14 protein-coding genes and 1 pseudogene are annotated in these 21,488 nt (G+C 59.1%); 5 read left to right on the top strand and 10 right to left on the bottom strand.

Annotation, left to right across the window (positions count from 1 at the left end):
• Positions 1–187: 187 nt before the first annotated feature.
• The 4 genes from OHL18_RS05930 to budA form a co-directional block, all read right to left on the bottom strand.
• Positions 188–3,262: a diguanylate cyclase gene (locus OHL18_RS05930; protein ID WP_263373902.1), complete on the bottom strand. Its 3,075-nt coding sequence runs from the start codon at positions 3,260–3,262 to the stop codon at positions 188–190.
• Between the two features lie 249 nt (positions 3,263–3,511).
• Positions 3,512–4,939: an MFS transporter gene (locus tag OHL18_RS05935; RefSeq protein WP_263373903.1), complete on the bottom strand. Its 1,428-nt coding sequence runs from the start codon at positions 4,937–4,939 to the stop codon at positions 3,512–3,514.
• A 199-nt stretch (positions 4,940–5,138) separates the two neighbouring features.
• Complete coding sequence (locus OHL18_RS05940; protein WP_263373904.1) at positions 5,139–7,418, bottom strand: Tex family protein; 2,280 nt, start codon at positions 7,416–7,418, stop codon at positions 5,139–5,141.
• Between the two features lie 294 nt (positions 7,419–7,712).
• A complete protein-coding gene (budA, locus tag OHL18_RS05945) occupies positions 7,713–8,447 on the bottom strand; it encodes an acetolactate decarboxylase (RefSeq protein ID WP_263373905.1) in 735 nt (244 codons plus the stop codon).
• A 629-nt stretch (positions 8,448–9,076) separates the two neighbouring features.
• Between budA and OHL18_RS05950 the strand changes: the two are divergent.
• Positions 9,077–9,211 (top strand): annotated as a pseudogene (locus tag OHL18_RS05950) (triple tyrosine motif-containing protein); the annotation flags it as partial.
• Here OHL18_RS05950 and OHL18_RS05955 read toward each other — a convergent pair.
• On the bottom strand, positions 9,172–9,411 hold the full coding sequence (locus OHL18_RS05955) for a response regulator (RefSeq protein WP_317890480.1): 240 nt from the start codon (positions 9,409–9,411) through the stop codon (positions 9,172–9,174). The pseudogene OHL18_RS05950 and the gene OHL18_RS05955 sit on opposite strands and share 40 nt — an antisense overlap.
• A 470-nt stretch (positions 9,412–9,881) precedes the next feature.
• Here OHL18_RS05955 and OHL18_RS05960 point away from each other — a divergent pair, with 470 nt between their 5' ends.
• The gene (locus tag OHL18_RS05960) at positions 9,882–11,726 is read left to right on the top strand and encodes a carboxypeptidase-like regulatory domain-containing protein (RefSeq protein WP_263373906.1); all 1,845 of its coding nucleotides are present in this window, start codon (positions 9,882–9,884) and stop codon (positions 11,724–11,726) included.
• Positions 11,723–13,369 (top strand): MSCRAMM family protein, encoded by a 1,647-nt coding sequence (locus tag OHL18_RS05965; RefSeq protein ID WP_263373907.1) that lies wholly within the window; start codon positions 11,723–11,725, stop codon positions 13,367–13,369. The genes OHL18_RS05960 and OHL18_RS05965 overlap by 4 nt, the downstream gene beginning before the upstream one ends.
• A gap of 263 nt (positions 13,370–13,632) precedes the next feature.
• Here the strand turns inward: OHL18_RS05965 and OHL18_RS05970 are convergent, their stop codons facing one another.
• On the bottom strand, positions 13,633–13,848 hold the full coding sequence (locus tag OHL18_RS05970; protein ID WP_263373908.1) for a helix-turn-helix domain-containing protein: 216 nt from the start codon (positions 13,846–13,848) through the stop codon (positions 13,633–13,635).
• 130 nt (positions 13,849–13,978) lie between these two features.
• On the opposite strand from OHL18_RS05970, the gene OHL18_RS05975 reads away from it, so the two are divergent.
• Complete coding sequence (locus tag OHL18_RS05975; RefSeq protein WP_263373909.1) at positions 13,979–15,190, top strand: hypothetical protein; 1,212 nt, start codon at positions 13,979–13,981, stop codon at positions 15,188–15,190.
• Between the two features lie 343 nt (positions 15,191–15,533).
• Here the strand turns inward: OHL18_RS05975 and OHL18_RS05980 are convergent, their stop codons facing one another.
• Entirely contained in the window at positions 15,534–16,478 is a 945-nt protein-coding gene (locus tag OHL18_RS05980; protein ID WP_263373910.1) for a hypothetical protein, read from the bottom strand.
• A gap of 416 nt (positions 16,479–16,894) precedes the next feature.
• Complete coding sequence (locus OHL18_RS05985) at positions 16,895–17,368, bottom strand: hypothetical protein (protein ID WP_263373911.1); 474 nt, start codon at positions 17,366–17,368, stop codon at positions 16,895–16,897.
• A 666-nt stretch (positions 17,369–18,034) separates the two neighbouring features.
• Here OHL18_RS05985 and OHL18_RS05990 point away from each other — a divergent pair.
• A complete protein-coding gene (locus OHL18_RS05990) occupies positions 18,035–18,712 on the top strand; it encodes a recombinase family protein (RefSeq protein WP_263373912.1) in 678 nt (225 codons plus the stop codon).
• 244 nt (positions 18,713–18,956) lie between these two features.
• Here OHL18_RS05990 and OHL18_RS05995 read toward each other — a convergent pair whose 3' ends face one another.
• Positions 18,957–21,188, bottom strand: coding sequence for an AAA family ATPase (locus OHL18_RS05995; RefSeq protein WP_263373913.1), 2,232 nt, complete (start codon positions 21,186–21,188; stop codon positions 18,957–18,959).
• Positions 21,169–21,345, bottom strand: coding sequence for a hypothetical protein (locus tag OHL18_RS06000; RefSeq protein WP_263373914.1), 177 nt, complete (start codon positions 21,343–21,345; stop codon positions 21,169–21,171). The genes OHL18_RS05995 and OHL18_RS06000 overlap by 20 nt, the downstream gene beginning before the upstream one ends.
• Positions 21,346–21,488 lie beyond the last annotated feature (143 nt).

Raw genomic sequence — 21,488 nt, forward strand, 5'->3', positions numbered from 1 at the left:
TAGGGGCACGGCTTCAGCCGTGCCGTAAATGCTCTATTCGTAATGCGGGTTTAGCCCCTGGGGTATCCCTTCTGCCATGTGCGCCAAAACTCCATTCTGGGCGCACCCCGTGCCATACGACGAAAATCGGACCTTCCGTAACGTTCAAATCCCGGTACTGACTTTCTAACATGCCGCCGAGCGGAGATCACACCGTCTCCATAGGCACTTCGGCCATTGGAGCGCCCGCGAGTTCACCCAGCTCTCCAACAATCACACGGTTGCGGCCACTCCTCTTCGCCCGGTAGAGCGCCTCGTCAGCTGTAGAAAGCGCCAGCTTTTGATCGACAATGGGATTGCCGGACGAAAGGTCGCACGGCTCCATGCACACCGCTCCCAGGCTGCAGGTCAGCGTAAACTCGGAGGCGCCATCGACCACCGTAAGGTCGCTGATCGACGCGTGCAGCGCGGCCAGACGTTCTTTCACCTCGGCCCGTCCAACGTTCACCAGCAGGATCAGAAACTCTTCGCCCCCGTAGCGCCCAACATGGTCGTAGTCACGGACGCTGCTGCCCAGCATGGAAGCAAAGTGCCGCAGCGCCTCGTCCCCCGCCAGGTGCCCGTACGTGTCGTTCACCCGCTTGAAGTGGTCGATGTCGCCAAGCACCAGCGTCAGCGGGCTTCCTTCGCGGACGCTCCGTCCCATCTCCAGGCGAAATGCCGCTAACATCGCTGAGCGATTCAGCAATCCGGTCAGAGCGTCATGTGTCGCCTGCCGGCGGAGTTCCTCGCGGCTGACCTCGAGCTCCGAAGTCCGCTCCTGTACCAGCCTCTCGAGATGCCTCTGTTGCGCAAGAAGGCGCTTGGTGCGGAGGTGCAGCAGAAGCACGATACACAGGAACGCCGCCGCGGAGCACAAGGCGTAAAACCACCGCGTCCGCCACCACGGGGCTTCGATCTTGAAGTCCACGGTAAGCGTCTCTGACCGAATTCCGCTGGTCAGATCATGCGCGTACACCTGGAAGTGATAGCTTCCCGGCGGCAGGGACTGGAAGTGCGCGGTCTCGTTGCGCGTCTCCACCCAGTCATCCTCCAGGCCCTCGGTCCGGTAGTCGAAGACAAGCCCGGTGCGATTCAGAACCTCGGGGGCCGCAAACTGGAAGCTCAGGTCGAGCCGGGACCAAGGCATGTCCAGCGTTCCCGTCAGCGGCAGCTCCTGCGCCCCATGTCTCGCCTCAACCATCGCGATCCGCGGAGGCCGGTCGGCGAAGATATGTTCCGGATGACGAATGCGCCCCAGTCCGCCGCTGGTGCCAATCCACAAGGAGCCATCCGGGCCGAAGGAAAGCCGATTCTCGTTGCAGTCGTTCCAGATCAGCCCGCTCTCCTGCGTCAGGTGCCGCCACGTTGAGCCATTGAACGCCAGCAGACCGTCATCCGTTCCGATCCACAACCACCCGCGGCTATCCACCACGGCTCCGATAAGGGCGAGCGAGCGTGAGTCCTCAGGAAGAACAAGCTGTGTCGCCTTCAGGCGAGTTGCCGGTCCCTTCTGGCTCTTCTCCGGGATGGCGTGCCAGAAGGTGGAATCGTTGACCGTCATCCACAACGAGCCGTCCGGGTCGCAGGTCACATCCCGGATACGGTCGCCCGTCGTCGGAAGTCCATCGATATCCGGCCGTGTCCACAGGTCCTGGTTGTTCGCGAACGTGTGCTGGACAAGGCCATGCTTGTTGATGAACCACGAGCTTCCCCCGGTTCCGAGGCAGGCGTTGGAAAAGTTTGGTGCCATCGCACCTGCAGGGGTTCCCATCAGAGACCCAAACTGTGGCACCGGTACCGGCTTCGGCTCCTTCAACGTCGCGGCGTCGAAGACGCCACGACGAGTAAGGACGAAGGTCCGGCCCGTCGGCTCCTGGAACATCTCATAGACGTAGCTCTGTAGATCGGCGATCTGGCTGATGCGATCCGGGTGCTGCTGAATGCGGAGCATGGCACCCGATGAGGTTCCAGCAAGGATGCTGCCGTTCCCCTCGGAGACCATGCCGGTCACCTGCCCATACTTCCAGCTCTCCGCCGGGAAGGGAGCGGTGACTAGGCCCGTTGCGGGATCAACGCTGGCCGGTCCCTGCTCGGTGCCGACAAGGGCCCGCTCTTGCTCGAATAGCCCGACGGACCAGACGTTCGAGGACGGCAGTCCCTTGCGCTCGGTCCAGCCCTCCCAGTCCTGGTATCCAAGCCATTGATACAGCCCATGGCCGTTGCTTCCCGCCCATAGATCCCCCGCGGCGTCGAAGAGGAACGTCCTCATGTGGGTCGAGGAGAGTCCATTGTCCTTGCTGATATTTCTCCAGGACCTCCCATCCCACAGATCGATGCCGATACCCACCGACGTGATGATATTGCCCCTGGCATCTATCGCAAGCGGGACCCAGTCGTAGGTTCCGTTGTGCGCCGAGGCCGGCACCGAGTGGTCGACAAATCTGTGCGAAGCCGCTCGCTCCGGGCCTCCGCGCGAAAGCTCAAGAATGTGATGTCCGCCAGCCGCCCAGATCGACCCATTCCGATGAAGCAGAATCGTCGAGTAGACGTCAGGCGTTACCCCCGAACTCTCGTTCCACTCGGTCAGCACTGGCTCGCTGCCACCCTGCTCGGGCGCGCGCCAGGAGCAGAGCTTCCTTCCGCAGGCCATCCAGAGCGTTCCATCGGGCAGCGCAGCGAAGCCGCCGATATGCTCCAGGTCGGGATGGCTCGCCAGATAGCTTGATGTGAAGAAGAGGCTGTCATTCACTGGCGCGGGAGTCGCCGCCCCGGTGCCCGGCCTGGCGGCACCGCTAAAGGGCACACCCTGCTGGTATCTCAGCCGGTGCAGATTGCCCTTCGAAAGAACCAGCAGTTCCCCCGGAGACCCCGCCGCAATGTCGTTCGCATGACTTACCTGAATGCCGTTCGTGCTGGCTAGCCCGAAGGATCTTCCATTCCAACGATAGAGATTCTCGTCCGTGCCCGCCCATAACGAGCCGTCGGGACCGAAAAAGACCGCTTTGACGTTCTGTTCGAGAATCCCCTCCGCTGTGCCGTAGCGATGAAAGCTCGACCCTAGGAAGCGATAGAGACCGTTTTCGGTCGCAACCCATAGAAACCCCTGCGGGTCGGTCGCCAGCGCGTTCAGGGAAAGATCTTCGAGGCCCTGCGGCTGCCGGAATGCCCGGTAGACGTACTCCTGGGACCACGCAAACATGCTTTCACAAAGCAGCATCGCGAGCAGCAAAATTGCCGGCATAGACCGGGATCGGCGAGTCGCGACTGCAACGCGGAAGATATGCAAGGGACACTCGTTCTGCGGGCCGGAGCCACGCCGTCGGATCGGCGGTAGCTAGAACTTACTGCTCGCGCATGCAAATGTAGATTCGACTTTCGAGGTATTCCGTAACACTCGCGCTGCGATGTGTCAGATGGAGTGGGGTATCCAGCACTCGCTCTTGCCATGGAATTCAAGCCGCGGAAAAAGATCACTGAGCAACGTGCAAGTTCATCGATTCTCGCAAGTGAGCGCCAGCGCTTCAAGCGGTTTTCGTTCCGCATTTACGCCCCACATGGCCTGAGCAAGGCCAGCGGCCACCATAGCCCCGCTCCCGGCGAGGTAACCGAGGAAGAGTGGTGTGCGGGATGGGCCGCCGACGAGATGGCCGAAGACGAGCGGGCCGAAGGCTCCTCCGGCGAGGGTGCCGAAGGCGTAGAAGAAGGCGATGCTGCTGGCGCGGACGGACTGCGGGAAGACCTCGCTGACGGTCAGATAGGCGGAGCTCGCGGCGGTGGAGGCGAAGAAGAACGTCGCAGTCCAACAGATGATCTGGGCGCGGAGGCTCAAGATGCCGTGCAGGAAGAGCCAGCTTGAGCCGAAGAGCGCCACGCCGGAGAGGACGTAGGTGGCTGCGATCATCTGCCGGCGGCCGAGGGTGTCGAAGAGCCTGCCAAGGACGATGGGGCCGAGGAAGTTCGCGACGGCGATGGGGATGAAGTAGTAACCGACCTGTTCGGCAGGGACGGCGTAGAAGCGCAGGAGCACCAGGGCCAGCGAGAAGAAGACGGAGTTGTAAAAGAAGGCTTGCGAGGCCATAAGGATGAAGCAGAGGACCGCGCGGGAACGATAAGGTCCGATGAGGAGGGTAAGGAGTCGGCGGATGGACGAGTCGGACTCAATGCGGAGCGGCACGGGCTCGGCTTCCAGTGTGAGTGGGCCAGATCCGAGGGGGACCTCTGACTCGATCTGTTGCATCACTGCTTCGGCTTGCTCGGTGTGGCCTCGGCTGAGAAGCCAGCGCGGGCTTTCGGGAATGTAGCGGCGCATGAAGAGCACGAGGATGCCGAGAGGCACGCCCGAGTTGAAAGCGATGCGCCAGCCGAGGTGCTGGCCGAAGAGATGCGGCGAAAGGAACGCCGAGGAGACAACGGAGCCGAGGATGATGCCGCCCCAGAAGGTGGCGTTAATCCAGAGATCGACTCGGCCGCGGAGGTGGGCGGGCACGAGCTCGTCCACGGCAGAGTTGATGGCTGCATACTCCCCGCCGATGCCTGCGCCCGTGAGGATGCGCAAGAAGGTGAAGCTGGCGATGCTCCAGGAGAGGCCGGTGGCGGCTGTAGCGCACAGGTAGAGCAGCAGCGTCCAGGTGAAAAGGCGGCGGCGCCCGAATCGGTCTGCGAGGTAGCCGAAGAGGAGGGCCCCGAGAACGGCCCCGCCAAGATAGAAGGACGAGCTGAGGCCGAGCTGAGCGTCCGTGAAAGAGAGGCCGCCGCGGCTTTTCAGGGCCCCGGCGAGCGAGCCGCCTAGGCTACCTTCGAGTCCATCGAGGAACCAGGTGACGGAGAGCGCGGAGATGACACGAAGATGCCATCTGCTCCACGGCAGACGGTCAAGCCGGCCCGGGATGTCACTCTCAATCAAGCGATCGTTTTCCATGGATTGCGGCCCTGCGGAAACAGAGGGTGGGATGCACGGAGCGTCGCAAGGACTGTACTGTCTTGTCCAGAAATCCGCGTGGCTGTGCAGCCTCGTCTGATCTTGGAGATACCGGTCTTGATCCGGAAGATGCCGGACAGGAGCTAACCCGCAGCCGAGCGCCCCGCAGGCTGCTCGAGAGGCTATGTCCTCTCGCGCCTCAGGAGACGCGCCACTTTGTGGACAGCATCGCGAGCTTGTCGTTGAGCGTGGGCTGAGCTGGAGGCGCGGCAATCGGCTTCGCCTTTGGGCTTGGTACGATTGGCCTGCCCGCCGCCGGAGGCATCAGCGCTTTCATCGACAGGGCGATCCGCTTCGACTTCGCGTCCGCGCTGAGGACCTCCACCTTTACGATCTGCCCCGCCTTCACGGCCTCCGACGGCTCCTTGATGAAGCGGTTGGAGAGTTCGCTGATGTGGACGAGGCCATCCTGATGTACCCCGATGTCGACGAAGGCCCCGAACTTCGTCACGTTGGTGACGACACCTTCAAGCACCATGCCCGGTTGCACATCCGACAGCTCCCGCACAGACTCCAAGAAGCTGGGAGCGACGAACTTGTCGCGAGGATCGCGTCCCGGCTTGCGCAGCTCTTCCAGAATATCGGTGACCGTGAAGGTGCCCGCGGCGAGGACCTTTACATCGACCTTGACCAGAAGCTGAGGATTGCGGATGAGCTCGGAGACCGATGTCTGCAGGTGTTCGGCCAGTCTCCCGACGACCGGGTACGACTCCGGATGCACCGCAGTCGCATCCAGCGGATCGTCGCCATCGCGAATGCGCAGGAAGCCGGCAGCCTGCTCGAACGTCTTTGCGCCGATCCCAGCGACCTCATTCAGTTGTTTGCGCGACCGGAAGCGCCCATGCTGATCGCGATAAGCGACGATGTTGAGCGCGGTACGTTCAGTGATCCCTGAAACGTAACGAAGCAGGGTCCATGAGGACGTATTGAGATCGACGCCGACGCGGTTCACGCAGCTTTCGATCACCGTCTCGAGCGACTGCTGCAGCTGCCTCTGATCCACATCGTGCTGGTACTGGCCCACACCGATCGATTTTGGATCGACCTTCACCAGCTCCGAGAGCGGATCTTGCAGGCGGCGTGCGATGGAGATCGCACCTCGCACAGTGAGATCGAGATCGGGGAACTCCTGCCGCGCGATGTCCGATGCCGAGTAAATGCTCGCGCCCGACTCCGAGACCGTGACGGAGAAGATGCCATCGAGCTTGTGGTCCCGAAGGAACTCGCGGACGAAGAGGTCGGTCTCGCGTGAGGCGGTCCCGTTGCCTATAGCGATGGCGCGGACGTTGTGCCTTGCAATGAGCGAGGCGAGCGTATCGCCCGCGCCGGAGGCCGCGTTCTTCGAGGTGTGCAGGTAGAGGACATCGTTCGCGAGGAACTTGCCCGTCTCATCGACGACCGCAACCTTGCAACCGGTACGCAGGCCAGGATCGATGCCGAGGACGGAGATAGGGCCTGCGGGCGCGGCCAGCAGCAGGTTCTGCAGATTGTCGCGGAAGACCTGGATCGCATCGGCGTCGGAGCGCTTCTTGAGTTCGAGGCGGATCTCGCCCTGTATCGATGGGTTGAGAAGGCGTTTCCAGCAGTCCTCGATGGCGAGCTCGAGATGTGGCGTCCAATCGCCTTGCGCGCGGAGGATGCGCGAGCGCAGCAGTGAAGTAGCGCGAAGCGGTTCAAGCTCGATGAGAAAGTAGAGGACTGCCTCGGTCTCGCCACGACGTATCGCCAGCATGCGATGCGAAGGAATCGTCTTCACCGGCTCGCGATAGTCGTAGTACATCTTGAACTTTTCCTGTTCGTCGACCGCGTCCAGCGTCTTCTTGCTGACGATGATGCCTTCGTCAAACATCAGCTGCCGGACCGGCTTGCGCAGATCCGCATCCTCACTGATGGTCTCGGCCACGATGTGACGAGCGCCTTCGAGCGCGTCTTCGACGGTTGCGACTTCCTTCACCGGATCGACGAACGTCGCAGCGAACTCGGCCAGCGGCTGGCCCGTCGCCTCCTGCGCCCAGAGATACTGCGCCAACGGGTCAAGGCCGCGGTCGCGCGCGATGGTCGCCTTGGTGCGGCGCTTGGGCCGGTACGGAAGATACAGGTCTTCCAGTTCGGACTTGTCGAGCGTCGCGTCAATCCGCGCTTTCAGCGCGTCCGTAAGCTTACCCTGCTCCAAGATGGACGCAAGGATCGTCTCTCGCCGGCTGACGAGGTCGCGGAAGTAAGCTAGCTTCTCTTCGATGTCGCGGATCTGGACTTCGTCGAGGTTGCCGGTCGCCTCCTTGCGGTAGCGTGCGATAAACGGAACAGTGCCGCCTTCGTTCAGCAGGCCGATGACAGCCGCCAGGCTGTGCATGGGGATATTGAGAGTCTGAGCGATGTGCAGGAGGATTTCGGGGGAGAGCGTCTTCGGGTCGGCCATGGTTGCTCTCTCTATCGTAGCGAGAAACGATCTGGAAATGATCGAGCGACGCAGATTGCGAGGGCCCAGCGCTCAGCAAAAGACGGAGTGAGCATGATGAGCGAGGTGCCGAATAGGCACCCCGGTGGAAAACAGGCCGCCCTCTCCCGATGGCGGCCCGCACCAGAATGAGGACTCAGCCCGGATGGATGCGAGTTCTGCGTCTGGAAAACATCAAGACGATACCGATCATCCGGATCGAACCTTATCGATCTCAAGGCTCTTCTCCAAAGCCAGACCTTCATCTGGTCCGAATCAGGCAATGGGCCGCTTTCGCAACCCGGCACCAATGGCAGCATCACCCTTCGGCTGTCCTGATCTCCTGATCGATATCGGCAACATCGGTACGCGCTCGAAGGAACTCGGGGACTGCGGCAGCTTAATATGCAGCCGGTGAAGGATTGCGATCTTGATCGAGCCTTTGCTCACAGTGAAGTCCAGCGCATGTCCTCCCGCACACCGGTCCTTCTGGATGAAGTGAAGATGAAAGCCAGCCACCTCCAGGCCTTGTGCATATGCCGGCGAGCGAAATCCGACCAGCTTACCTTCAACCTCGGGAAACTCATGAACAGCCTGTGAGGCGGTAGCCTTTGTCAGAGGCGGATAGGGTTTCTCCTGTCGCGCTACGGTTCGCGTCTTCATCCCGGTAAAGTGCCCATCGATGCAAATCGCGGAGAAGAGGTTAGCCTCTGTGGCCGCTTCGATCAGCTTCAGCAACTCCGTCTTCACGATGGGCTCTTCAATCGCCAACTCCTTTTCCGGCTGGAAGAAGGTCACCACCGAGAACGGAGTCTTCTGCTCGGGCGAAACCTTTGTTGCACTGCCATCGGCCCGCAACTGGTAGAAGCACCCGTCTAGCGCGACCATCTCGCCGTCCAGAGCGTTGAACGTCCCCAGCCCGAGGTCGCCATGCTGCATCAGTTCAGAGAACGTCGTTCCGCCGTCATACACGCCCTGCAACAGCGCTGTCGGCAGCGAGGTCTGGTACACCTCACTCTCTTCAGCCGCCGTTGAAACGCGACCATGTTGTACGTCCCGTCGCGAAAGATAAAGACGGTCATAACCTGGCCGCCTCGAAGACAGCGGACATCGGCAGCGTTCTCACCTTTGCGATGGCCCACGGCAGGCTTTGGGCCGCAGGCACAAACGGCGTTGCCTACTTCGACGACGGCAGCTTTCACAGCCTTCATCTACGCGGCGGCAGCCCGCTTCGTGGCATCTCCGGAGTCATCGAAGACAGGTCCGGAAACCTTTGGATCAACACCAACGCAGGCATTCTGCACATCCCCGGCGATCAGGTCACAAGCGTCCTCAAAGGCCAGCAACAACAACTGGACTACGACCTCTTCGACGAGCGTCAGGGAGTATCAGGCGGAGCGACCCAACTAAAGCCCACCCCTTCCGCGGCTGCCGATAAGGACGGCCTTCTATGGTTCGCGACCTCGGGAAATGTCTTCACCCTTGACCCCGAACGGCTTACTTCGCATCATCCGACTCAAGATATTCTGCTGCAAAGTGTCTCCGTCAATGGTGTGCCTGTCATGGATCGCGAACATCGCCTGACGCAGTTCACACGCCGGGCTAACGAGCTGACCAATCTCGAGATCGACTACATCGCGATGGACTTGGGCTCGCCCGAAAAGATCACCTACGAGTACATGCTCGAACCGGAAGACAAGACCTGGCAACAGGCGGGCACGCGCAGGCAGGCGTTCTACAGCCACCTCAAGCCAGGTGAATATAAGTTCCGGGTCAGGGCCCAATCCGGCCCCACCGCTCCCACCTTCAGCGCGCGCGACGCCCGAATATCCCCCGAATACGTCGTCAGAATCACGATCCGCGCATGCGGGAACTCCTTGCGGATAGCCTCCATCGCGTCGATGCCATTCATCTCCGGCATCTGCAGGCCCATCAGGTCGATATTTTCTGTACGCTTCGACCGCTTCCAACCCATTTTTGGCCTGGGCAACAAGTTCCATATCCGTCTGTTGTTGCAGCGCGAATGCGATCCCGTCGCGGACAAGCGGATGGTCGTCTGCGCATAAGACTCGAATTCGGTCAGAAGCAGCTATAAGCCCATCGCTCCGGTGCATAACCGTTTGGCTCTCACCAGTCATCAAGTGAAGTTCGTACGCGCCACATCGCGACACTCCCCCCGAAAGGGGTGCTTCGGCAACCCCCTATCTTTGGGTAAAGAGCCCCAACCGCAGTGGCCGCGTGGAACTTCGTCGGTGTCTTTCTTGCCTCGAGACCAGCCAGTCATCGAATCGTGAGGATGCGCCGTTGACGCAGCGGATACAAACGGTAACGCCAACTCAGGATGCCATCTCTACCGCACGTCCCTAACGCCGCAGAACCTTCCTGAGTCAAACAAGGGGCTGATACAGTATTGCCATCGCGGGTACGTCACCACAGAGGAGAACAGTGCCAAGCAAGGGCCGTGCGGCAGGAGTTTATCTACAGGGTCGACTCTGCGTCGGGCTGCTTGTCTGCTCGCTCGGGACCTACGCGCAATCGTTCGATAACGTTCCCACGTCTCTCGTCCGGGTTCATGGCGTCGTCGTCAATGCTGTCACCCATACGCCGCTCAGTCGCGCCCTGGTGACGAGCGTCGATCGGCGCATGGCCGTCATGACCGACGATAAGGGGAGATTTGAGTTCGACGTCAACCCCGCGGCGGCCAACCCTTCCAACTCTTCCGCTCTTCGACTCCGCGGTCAGGTTCAGGCCCCGTATATCGTCGCAAGGAAGCCTGGCTTCCGCGCTCCGAACCTGCCGGCACTGCTCCCGCTTGACGATCTCGCAGCCCTCAAGGCAGAACTGCGGCTGCAGTTGATGCCGGAGGGCTCCATCTCCGGAACCGCCGTTGGAGCGGCAGACGAAGTTCCCTCCGGTTTGAGCGTCGAGTTGCTCCGCAGGCAGTTGCAGGAGGGCATCTCTACCTGGAACCAGGTCCAGACGCAGCAGGTAGACGCTCGAGCGAGGTTCCACTTCGGCGGCCTGATGCCGGGAGACTACAAGCTCGTTACCACCGAGTGGGTCGAACAGGTCGGCCCCATGTCGACGACGGCAAGCCGGCCCGTCGCCAGCTACCCTCCACAGTTCTACTCCGCCGGCTCGCCCGGAACTTCCGCTGCCATCATCCATCTAAGCGGCGGCCAGAACACCGTGGCAGACCTGAACCTCCGAAGCGCAAAGTACTTCCAGGTCGAACTCCCTGTGGCGAGCGCAACTCCAGTCAAGAACATTCAGGTCCAGGTCGCAAGTGAGAACGGCCCGGGATACACTCTCGGCTTCAACCCAAAGTCGCAAAAGGTTGAAGGAATGCTGCCGGACGGGGTCTATCACCTCACCGTCGTCGAAATTGGAGACGGAAACGCGCTTGGCACGAACCCGAACATTCGCGTTGGCACCGGCAATCTCAACGTTGCGGGCAGGCCGGTGCAGGGTGCCGCGATCGCCTTGGCCCCCGGAACCAGGATCACGCTCGAAGTTCGCGAAGACTTCACCGGCCCGGATCCAGACGCGGCAGACGCCGCACCGTCTCCTCTCCCGGAAGGCTCCATTCTGACTGCGAATACCGCTCCGCCGCCCGCCGCTCCGCAGGAAGTTGATGCCGCTCCGCCGCCCCCACCTCGCCCGGTCGAGGTCTTTCTCACCCACGAAGACCTCGGAAACCAGGAGAGCAACATGGCCATGCCCGGCTACTTTCCCTCGCTGCAACTGGATTCGCGTACCGGGAGCCTCGTCTTTGAGAGCGTCCTCCCCGGACGGTATCGAGTGCGTTTCAACGCCCGGCGAGGATATGTAGCCTCCGCCACGGCAGAGGGTGTCGATCTGCTCCGGGAGCCTCTCGTCGTTCAACCCGGCGCGACCGGCCCCGCGATCTCGATCGTTCTTCGGGATGACACTGGCTCTATCGCAGGCACCGTCACCGGATCCACCGGCCGCCCAATGCGGGCGTTCGAGAACTACGTCGTCGCGTTCCCGATGGGCGACGAAGATGTCGCTCAGCCGGCCTTCGCAAACTGGCAGCCTGATGGCAAGTTCACGATCGCGAACGTCGTTCCGGGAAGGTATCTCGTTCTTGCAGGAGAAGGTCGCCCCGTTGCCTTCGAGTACCGTAACAAAGCTGCGATGAAGGCCTATGAATCGCAGGGTGCCGTGGTCGAAGTGACCTCTCGACAGACCGCGGAGGCCTCCCTCAAACCGCTTCCCCCCGAAACCGCCTACGGCGATCCTGGCTATGTAGACGAGGTAGAGCATTGAGTCTCTCTCACAACCGGCGCACCCGCTTGATCGCCGCTCTTTCACTCCTCCTCTGGGTCCACGGCGCGAACTCCCAGGGAACCCCATCGACAGTCGGTACGCACCGTATCGCGGGGCACGTGCTCAGCGCCGCCGACGGGCATCCGTTACCGCGGGCCTCAGTCTCGATCGCCGTGTCGCAGGGAGGCACCCTTGTCAGCTCCCTTACCACCGGCGACGACGGAGCCTTCTCCTTTGAAGGCGTGGCCTCCGGCAAGTACTCGCTCTTCGGTATGCGACGCGGCTTCATCCCCTCCGCGTATCGCGGGCACGAGCTGTACTCAACCGCTATCGTGACCGGTGCCGGAATCGATACGGAGAACCTCGACCTTCAACTGGAACCGGAGGCCTCTATCATCGGTCGCGTTCTCGACGAATCGGGAGATCCCATCCCCTCTGCCCAGGTCAGCCTCTACGCCGAGAAGCAGGATACCGGAAAGAAGCTGATCAACACCTACTCCTCCACGCAAACCAATGCCTTAGGCGACTACGTCTTCGCGCAGCTTCCCGCAGGAAACTACTTCGTCTCCGTGAGGGCCGAACCCTGGTATGCGGTTCCTTCCTCGCCCGGCGATCCGCAGGCGCTCTTCCCCGACGGCATCGACGCGACGCTCGACGTCGCCTATCCACTTACTTTCTACGGCGACACCATCAAGCAGGAAGCCGCTCTGCCCATTCCCCTGAAAGCAGGCAAACGGACGCGGGCGGACGTTCATCTCTCCCCGGTCCGGGCCGTCCGATTCAAGACCGGCAGCAGGCCCGGGGAGCCCGCATCGTTTGTATTCTCGCTGAAAACGCCGGTCTTCGACGGCTTCGAAGATATATCCGTCTCGCCACAGACAAACTCCGCAGGAGAAAATGAGGTCGTCGGCCTCTCTCCGCGCAAATATGAGTTTGAGACGGCCGCTCAAGCCCCGGATGGCACGTCGTACTCCGGAGTAGTGGACCTAACGCAAGGATCGGCGGAGGCTGATCCCCGGCGCGCCATCGCAGAAGGTTCCATGACCCTGAGCCTTGTCCAGGAGGATGGAAGCAAACTTCCGCTTCAGTCCTCCATCATGCTTCGAGGCAGCAGGCCGCTCTCCAACAACCGGCAGGAGATCGCCGCCGACGGCACCGTCACCTTCAGCAATCTCCCACCGGACGACTACCACTTCTTCGTCTATGGCGGGAACACTGTCTGGCAGACCCTGCGAATCGAGGACGGCGACAAGCAACTCGCGCAGGATCATCGGGCACTCGAAGCCGGCGAAGCCGCAAACCTTAAACTCTTCGTCGCTGGAACCGCGAAGGCGGTCGAAGGCACGGCCGTCCGCGAAGGCAAACCAATGGCCGGAGCGATGATTGTTCTCGCTCCGGTCGATGAGCTCGACAACCCTGACCTCTTCCGCCGCGATCAGAGCGACCTCGACGGGACCTTTGCTCTCATGGGTGTTCCGGCAGGCCGATACATCGTTGTCGCCATCGACGATGGCTGGAAGCTGGAGTGGGGAAAGCCAGAGATCCTCACTCGATTTCTCTTGAAGGGAATGCCCGTTGCGGTTCCCGCCACGCAGAGAGAACCCTTCCACCTGCCCAGCCCGGTCACAGTTCAGGAGCGCTGACATCGCATCATGAACGATGCGGACAAGTTTTGGAAAAGAATGGAGCCGATGAGCGGAGTTGAACCGCTGACCTACTGATTACGAATCACGTTCGAATTGATTCTAAAGAAGTTATACGCTTTACCACCGACGCACATCAATCTACTATGGGTTGCTGCAAGTTACTGCACCCAAAGAGCTTCGTAACCCAGAGGATCGCAATTCGTCGTAAACCGTCGGGGTTGGTGGTAGGCACAAAATCCGGCACAAGCTGCCCAAGTTGCTCACACCCGACTGAACAAGTCTGGAAGACTAATCTTCAGACCTTTAGCAATCTTCTCGATATTGACAACGGAGACGTTCCGAACGCCCCGCTCAACACCGCTGTAGTAGGTACGGTGAAGGCCGCAGCGTTCCGCAGCCTCTTCCTGATTGATCTGTCGCTCTTCGCGAATACGGCGGACGGCGCGTCCTAGTCGAATTCGGATATCGAGCGGCATCACCAGTGATCTTCAGGCTATGTAGCCGATGCGTACACACTCTATAAGTCATAACCTTCTTGACTCGATATGGATCATCGCCGAGACTCAAACAAACGAGAGAAGTTGCTGAGTCGCGAGAGGCGGTCGTATGAAGGGGAGCTTCATTGTGTTCGGGGTTCTCAGTGTCGCGCTTGGTGCGACTTCCAGCTTAGGGCAGGAGCGCAAGAAACAGACGGTTCCGTTGCCTGCTTCGCCACAAGCAGTGTGTACGTTCATTACCAGCCAAATGACATCGATGGTGCCGCAGGCTCCGACCCTTTGCTCCGGCGAACGAAGTGAAGTAGCTGGATACTATGAAATCAGCGTCGTTTCACCCACCGACGCGCTTGAGGGAAATCTACGGCGAGCGTGGTCTTCGGCTTTATTCCAAACATTTGAGCACCTAGTAGATGAGCCTTCTTTGAAGGGCGCGTGCAAGACCGACATAATCTGCGACACGAAGATAAGTGACACATCGATGTCTCGCGAGAGTCTTGATTACCAAATCTTTCTCACTCAAAATTTTGTTGAGCATGTTCAACTGGCCGGCCACGCGTTCCACGCTCCATCACTTTCAGAGAGGTGGTACCTGCTCTGGTGGGATGCGCTTATGGTCGGCAAGGAATCAGACAACAATTCCTCGGCAGCGGCGGCTCGGTCGGTTGGTGAACGTGCTTGCCAAGACTACATGGACGCCGAAGCAAAACGAACCGACACCAAATGGGGTACGGGGCCGCAGTGCTTCGTCATGCTGGCAACCGAAAAGAATCTATATCTGACCCTGAACTTTCCGACGCTCGTCTCCGCGCTCGTGGACAGAAGCGACATCGTTTCAGTCTTGGGACGGGCTCTGTCTTCCGCAAGCTATGACGGTGCCGTGGTCGTCCGGTCACCCTATCTGGACACCACGTCCGGCAAAGAGCGTGTCTTCAAAATCTACCCTATCAGGGGGCTTCAATTTGCCTACGATGAGCAACAAAGTGGCATGCGAAGCCTAGCAGAAGCGACTCTCCTACTTGAAGAGCGCTATCGCGGGTACGGACAGACTACTGAATACTCGTTGTCTAACGCTGGCAACTCGTCAATTTGGATCAGGACGGCAGCAGTGTTCGAATTCCCCCACGGCAAGGTCGATAGGACTACTGTAGACCTCACGGACGGCACCGAGTGGAAGTTGTCTGACGAGAGTAAAGCTCGGTGTGGAGTCGTTCTGGGAAGTGAGATCACAACGTTCGGCGTCATAGACAAAGCTCCGATTCTCACGGTCGACAGCAAGGGGCAAAGTTGCTCCCTAGATGCCATGTTTCTACGAGGTTGGTGAATTCTTACTGCTTGTGTTTTCCGTATCGATCCCGACCCGTCACCGGACTGCGATAGTGGCCGTTTTTATGATGGCTGTTCGTGGCGCCAGCATAGTATCCGTTATGGGATGCGGAGTGTTTCGCGCCTCCGTAGTAGGGTCGCGCTGCTGCCCGTGTACGCGCTCGGCGCGGGGTCGAAGCACTGGCAGCGAGCGGAAGTAACAAGCAAGCCATGAGTAACGTGAAGGCGAGTCTCATGACTCACAGGCTACACCAGAGACGACTCCTACCTTTGTGGTTTTGTACCTGCCCACCCGCAACCTTTCCAGTCGATTGGACCTTTACGTGGCGAGCAAAATCCGCCTACCGACGGGATTTCGCGTACTCGCGCAAAGATTCTTGATAAAGCCTGTTGCTCTCTTCGGGGCTCAATGACTCTAAGTCACGTCTCGTGATCGAGGCCGGCGCAACGGTCTGTGGCTTCTCGCCGCCATCGCTGAACAGTGCTGAATACTTACGGGCAGATTTCCACGCCTCCCACGCCTTGTCCAATAAATGGACGGTCAGTATCCGATGCCCGACTAGCTTCTCCTTCTGGAACTCTCGGAATGTTGCTGCATCAACCTCGCCGGCATGAGCGTGATACCACGCAAACTGCGCGGCTTCTGAAGAAAGTTCGGGATTGCGGGCGAGAAAATCAGTGGGCGAGTCGTACTCGACGGACGCTCCGTTCAAAGCCCAACTGACGTAGTTCACGACCGCTGATTCTAAGTCATTCATTCTGATTTGGGCGATCAGTTGCAGCTTCTCTTGCTCGGTCAGCGCGCGGCGTGTGCCCTTTGGAACATCCAGCTTGCCGGCCTTTAGCAACGACTTGTATGCGCTCGTGAGGTCGCCAGGTGTCCAATGTCCGGAATCATATAGCCGGTTGATCGCGGTCTCCTCATCTAGCCATGTCCTCCCTAAGTGCCTGTCGGCAAGGTGGAGAACGATTGCAGAAAGGTTTCGATCCGTCGCCATGTACTCCGGATTACGAAGCCGAAACTCTTCGGCAGCTTCCCCGATCTTTTCGTCAATTAGAGCAGCCGCCATCTCAGGGTCCTTGCGTGCGAGTTCGCGGCGGATCGCTGGATCGCGGAGCATGGTCTCCACGCTGGGCATTTTGAATTGCTTGTCGGAATCCAGGTTCCAGAAACCGTGATCCTCCGTCGGCTTCGCGGCGGTTGAAATGCCGAGCCCGCGCCAGTCAATGTTTGCCCCTTCCAAGAATGGGTCAATTTCTACAGGTGTTTGCTTGTTGGTGCTCATAGTTCTCCTTGCGCGTGGCGCGGTGAGTGGTGCGTTATGGTTGGCGATCAGTAGTGCGGACCGGTGCGGCGGTGGGAAGAAAGGGGAGCGCGCAGCGTTCTGCTAGTTCGCGGGTATCGCGGTAGATGCGAATTCTTGCCTTCTGATACTGGACCGTCGCCATCCAGCGACCGTCGGGCATTTGTTTGAGCGTCAACATCAGCGACCTCTAAAGTTGAAATAGTTGAGCGGGCCTGTCGTCCCGTCGTCTGTGTCAAGCACCTCGGGAGGTTCCTTACCGTTGAACATCAGGTAGTCCATCCGACGGATGAGCTTCTGAACCGCAGTCGTGGAGGTGGGTGGACACCTTAGTCGACGAGAAAGCTCACTCGGGTCGAGGGCTCGAATCTCCTCTGCTGTGAGGCCGTGTAGACCGCTCATCGGGAGACCTCGGGTTCAGCGAGCGCTTTGGATACTGCTTCGGTCAGATCGGGCGAGAGAGTTTCCGAAGAGTTGCGAAGGATCGACCGGAGGGCGCAAGACACCTTCAGTCGCACGACGGCACTGCGGGTGTTCGCGACAACGGGCATGAGGCACCGGGCGTCTTCGTTGGCTGTATTAGCATTGCCGCCTAGTAAACGTATGGTGAAACAGATGAGCCATAGCTTGCCCGTCGGGGTCTGAGAAAGATCTGAGAGAGGGTTGAACTCGGAACCGCCATATGGATGCGCGGCGCACATCTCCTCATACCGGGCGTCTAGTGATTCGAACTCTGCGTCGTTGGAAGGGTCGTATCCCTTCGGTGGCTTGCCCCTTAGATTGCTGCTGGGTTTCTCAGGGGTTAGGGCTGCTCTCTCAACTGGAGACAGTCGCGATCTATTGAGAAGCTTCTGTACGTGTTCGGGGTTCATTCGTTTTCCTTTGGGGCGGGTTTGTGTTGTCGTCTGAGGCATTCCAAGGCGTAGGCCTCGGCGCAGGCGCGCATCAATCTCTGGGGTGTCGACGTGTCGCGAAGTACGCGGGTCAAGAGGGCGAGTGGTGGACGATCCAGCGCTCTTAGAGCTTCCAGGCGGGCGGCTTGGGAGCATCTCGGATCGGCTAAAATTCTGCGGTAAAAGTGCTCAGGGCTCGGATTTCTCATAAGGGCGTTTCGGAGGCAGTGGCGGGGCGGAAAGAGGCATGCTCACGGGGTGGTGGAGTGCCAAATTTTTGCAATATTTTTTTCGAGAGGTGGGGTGGCTTTGCGAAAGGAGTGGCCCGGTCGCGTGGCGATACAAGTCCAAACCGGGGAGTGCAAGGGGTAGGGCCGGGGCGGGGTTAAAAAGACAGCCTGACCCCCTTTTCACCCTAGGTAGAATCGGCGTCAACCGGCACAGCAACCACCCATAAATGCCCCCGCGTCTGTGACTGGCGAGCATCCGGCTTCAAGGCCTCGCGACGGCGACTACCGAACCCTGCGAGGGGCAATCAAACGTTGCAGGAAGGATGGAAGCAAATAGTTCTTGACAGGCTGGAGACTGCTGTTACATTTGCTTCTACGTGCATTGCTGTAAATGTTATGCGCGACGGAGACAGTTATGGAAGGCAAGTTTGTCGCCTACTACCGCGTATCAACGAAACGGCAGGGAATATCAGGCCTCGGACTAGAGGCTCAACGGCAAGCCGTCCACCAGTACTTGAATGGAGGGCCGTGGAATCTCCTGTCAGAACTGACAGAAGTCGAAACCGGCAAGCGTAACGACAGGCCGCAGCTAGAGCAGGCACTTGGCCTCTGTCGCCTTCACAAAGCGACGTTGGTCATCGCCAAGCTGGATCGTCTCGCTCGTAACGTGAACTTCATTTCATCCCTAATGGAGTCAAAAGTGGACTTCGTTGCCGTCGACTTCCCCACTGCCAACCGCCTCACGGTGCATATCCTTGCTGCGGTTGCGGAGCATGAGGCAGAGATGATCTCCACTAGGACAAAAGCTGCGCTTGCTGCTGCAAAGGCGCGCGGTACGGTGCTCGGCGGGCGGCGTGGGGATCACAAGCTCAACCACCGTAGAGGGAACCGCCTGAGCGCTAAGGTCAGAGGTGCCACGGCGTCGAAGCGAGCGTTAGACCTGCTGCCCATCATTGCTTCGATCAAGGCTGCCGGCGCTACGTCCCTGCACGGCATCGCTCACGAACTCAACGAGCGGGCTATACCAACGGCAAGAGGCGGGGAGTGGAGTGCAATCCAGGTCAGCCGCGTGCTAGCTCGTGCCGAAAACTGAAAATCGAAAAATGGATCACGCATTTGGCCGCAAATCGGCGAGGGCATGAAGTCAGGCAACCCACCCCGATGCAGTCCATTTGTTGGAGCACCGACCTTCCGAACTTGATAGCCTTTGGCGAAAATAACAAGTTCATCAAGTTCAAGTGCGTGAGGGTTCGAATTTTCGAACTTGGTAAAGGGATGTTGCTGTAAGTCCTTTAGAACATGAAGATGATAATAAAGTTGAGTCAACAACATCATTATCAAGTTCGACTATCACCGGAAATCGGATCATCATCTTCGAGCATCAAGTTCTCTGGCGAATGCCACATCCAACCGCCTAATCCGCTCTTCTTCATCTGTACGCCCAGATTCTTGGCAGCTTTGCGGACGGAGGATTCCCCGATTCCTATATCTTTCGCTTTCTGAAGAACCGCCTTACTCTCGATCTTGGGGATCTTGGAAAAGAGATGCCTGAGAAAGTCTTGGGCCATGTCGATCTTCGTTGCTGGGGGTTGGTCTTGGTCTTCAATCGACAGCAGTATGTTTCGCGCACTCCCTTCGATTTGCTCCCCCCATTCAACCTTCGTTGTCTCGATAACTTTCCCGTCCTTTGCGTAGGTCACGACGGATAGCCGATAGCGATGCCCCCCGGTATCTTGCGAGATGTTCGATTTTGACCTCGCCAGAACGCAGTCACCGTTCTCCTCATCCTTGGCCGTAACGAGCACCACCCTTGCAAACGCGCCAAACGCCTGTGAGCCGAGGACACGATCAACGGTGTTCCTCCCGCCGCTATTCTTTGCGAAGTGTGTGATCCCGATGACCGCAACGTTATACGCGCTGGCCAGATCAACGACCGGTTGTAGAGCGGATCGGACATCGTTCGCGCGGTGCATGTCACCTGAGACAGTTGACACAATGGGGTCGATGATAAGCATTTTGCATCCGGGCTTTTCGTCAAGATGCTGCCGGACAAGGTCGATGTCTGTGGCGGGGTCAAACATTCGCTCCCGACCGTTTTCTGTTGTCTTTGTCGGGGTGAATACTCTGTCCGTGTTCGCTCCCGCCGCAACGAGACGCGGTTTGATCGTGTCCGCCAGTCCGTCTTCAGACGACCAAAGCATAACGTCTCCTGCCTCTTTACACCGTGTTCCGTCAGGCCATAAGCCGCCATTCGATATCGTTGCGGCAAAGTTGATCGTCATTGTGCTCTTGGCGGTTCCAGGTGCCCCCGCCAGCAAGGTTAGCTTTCCCCGAGGAATGAAGCCGTTCCAAAGCCACTGGATAGCTTCATCCCGAATGTCTGACATGCTCACCACCGTCAGGCGAGGACTAGATTTTTGCTGTGTGGTCGTGGTCGAGGCTGACCCCGCGTTTGGGTGGGACTGAGTCTTCGCCACAAAGGTGTGCTTCTGGCCCGTCGTCTCTTCGAGGTGATGGCGGAAGTCCTTCCAAGTGACGCCAGCACACTTCGCGGCCTGACACTTGAAACCGATACCGTGGGAAGTCAGCGAGACCATCGTCTTGCTCCCCGGCTTGTCATGGCTTCCGATTGGGCAAGCGTGCAAGATCCATTTCGACCCACCTTGGAAAGGCTGTCGACGTTCGTGAGAGATCCCGTAGGCGCCCAAGAAGTCTTCGATGTCGCTATCAGAAAGGTCTAAGCCGTCGGCTCTGATCGCGTCTCTTTGTATGACGGGGTCGACGATGTTTGATGCCTCGATGAGACGGGACAAATCGCCAGTGGTTGCGACCTTAGTCGTGACTGTTCTGAGCTTCGAGGCTCGCCAGCGGTTCCCATCCTCGCCTTTGCGGGTCAAACTTCCATAGAGCTTGCACACCCGCCCTGGATTAGACACGGTCGTGTCCACCTCACTGGCTTCGATATGGGGACGACCTAATGCAGCCACCGCCTGGACAAAACGCTTAACTAGCGAATCGGTTTCCGGAGAACGCGGCTCTCTGAATGGAACGAGTAAGTGCCAGCCATTGCCGGAGTCGGCGGTGATGCACGGAATGCGATGCGTTTCGAGCAGATCCTTTATGACTCGCGCATCAGATAAGGCACTGCGCTTTTCTTCGTCAGATGCGGAGGCTCCGGAGCCCTTTATCGGATCGATGTCCAGAAAAATGAACCGCCAAGATACGATGTCCAAGTCTTTAGGCGCCACGCCACGCCACGTAAATGCTGCTAGCGGATAGTCGGGTCGTAGGGTCTGTAATCCAACCCATACCGCTTCTACGTCAACATCCCAACTGAGAGCCCGCGCCTTTCGAACGAACTCGGAGCGGTTCGAGTACACGCCGCTGCCAACCTCCCCGGTACGTTTCTTCCCTCGAAGTTCCAACGGTCCGGGCTCCGGAAACAATTCTCGAACGGTGCGCGCAATCTCGTCTTCCGGGGCGTGGTCCTGGGTCGCGACCGAGAAGTCTTCAATAGCAGGGTCGCCTTCAAAGCCAAAATCAAAAACGTTATCGACTGTGGCGTGCATTGGCGGGGGTGTCCTCGTCTTGGATTTTGATTTGGCGTGTTGTGCGGATGAGGACGGCCTTGCCGTCACGGATATCTATTTCGACGTTGCCCCAACTCCGCGACTTCTCGGCGTCGGTCAACAGGGTCTCAATTTGCTGGATGATCTTGGTGTGCATAGTCTCGTGGGTTCTCCACTGAATTGCTACTGGCTAATTCAATGGGATTTGAATCTCTAAAAACGGTCAATAGGGTGCGCGCTGCGTGAACTCGCGAGTGTTCGACAGGCCTTCGCAGGAAGGCAGATAGCAAGATGGCCAGC

Source organism: Granulicella aggregans (genome assembly GCF_025685565.1).
Classification (GTDB): domain Bacteria; phylum Acidobacteriota; class Terriglobia; order Terriglobales; family Acidobacteriaceae; genus Edaphobacter; species Edaphobacter aggregans_B.

Bases quoted from the DNA above. Each gene is read 5' to 3' on its own strand.
- OHL18_RS05970 (WP_263373908.1), bottom strand. From the start codon at position 13,848: ATGCCGCTCGATATCCGAATTCGACTAGGACGCGCCGTCCGCCGTATT.
- OHL18_RS06000 (WP_263373914.1), bottom strand. From the start codon at position 21,345: ATGCACACCAAGATCATCCAGCAAATTGAGACCCTGTTGACCGACGCC.
- OHL18_RS05935 (WP_263373903.1), bottom strand. From the start codon at position 4,939: ATGGAAAACGATCGCTTGATTGAGAGTGACATCCCGGGCCGGCTTGAC.
- OHL18_RS05985 (WP_263373911.1), bottom strand. From the start codon at position 17,368: ATGAACCCCGAACACGTACAGAAGCTTCTCAATAGATCGCGACTGTCT.
- OHL18_RS05995 (WP_263373913.1), bottom strand. From the start codon at position 21,188: ATGCACGCCACAGTCGATAACGTTTTTGATTTTGGCTTTGAAGGCGAC.
- OHL18_RS05990 (WP_263373912.1), top strand. From the start codon at position 18,035: ATGGAAGGCAAGTTTGTCGCCTACTACCGCGTATCAACGAAACGGCAG.
- OHL18_RS05980 (WP_263373910.1), bottom strand. From the start codon at position 16,478: ATGAGCACCAACAAGCAAACACCTGTAGAAATTGACCCATTCTTGGAA.
- OHL18_RS05930 (WP_263373902.1), bottom strand. From the start codon at position 3,262: ATGCCGGCAATTTTGCTGCTCGCGATGCTGCTTTGTGAAAGCATGTTT.
- OHL18_RS05975 (WP_263373909.1), top strand. From the start codon at position 13,979: ATGAAGGGGAGCTTCATTGTGTTCGGGGTTCTCAGTGTCGCGCTTGGT.
- OHL18_RS05955 (WP_317890480.1), bottom strand. From the start codon at position 9,411: ATGGGTTGGAAGCGGTCGAAGCGTACAGAAAATATCGACCTGATGGGC.
- OHL18_RS05940 (WP_263373904.1), bottom strand. From the start codon at position 7,418: ATGGCCGACCCGAAGACGCTCTCCCCCGAAATCCTCCTGCACATCGCT.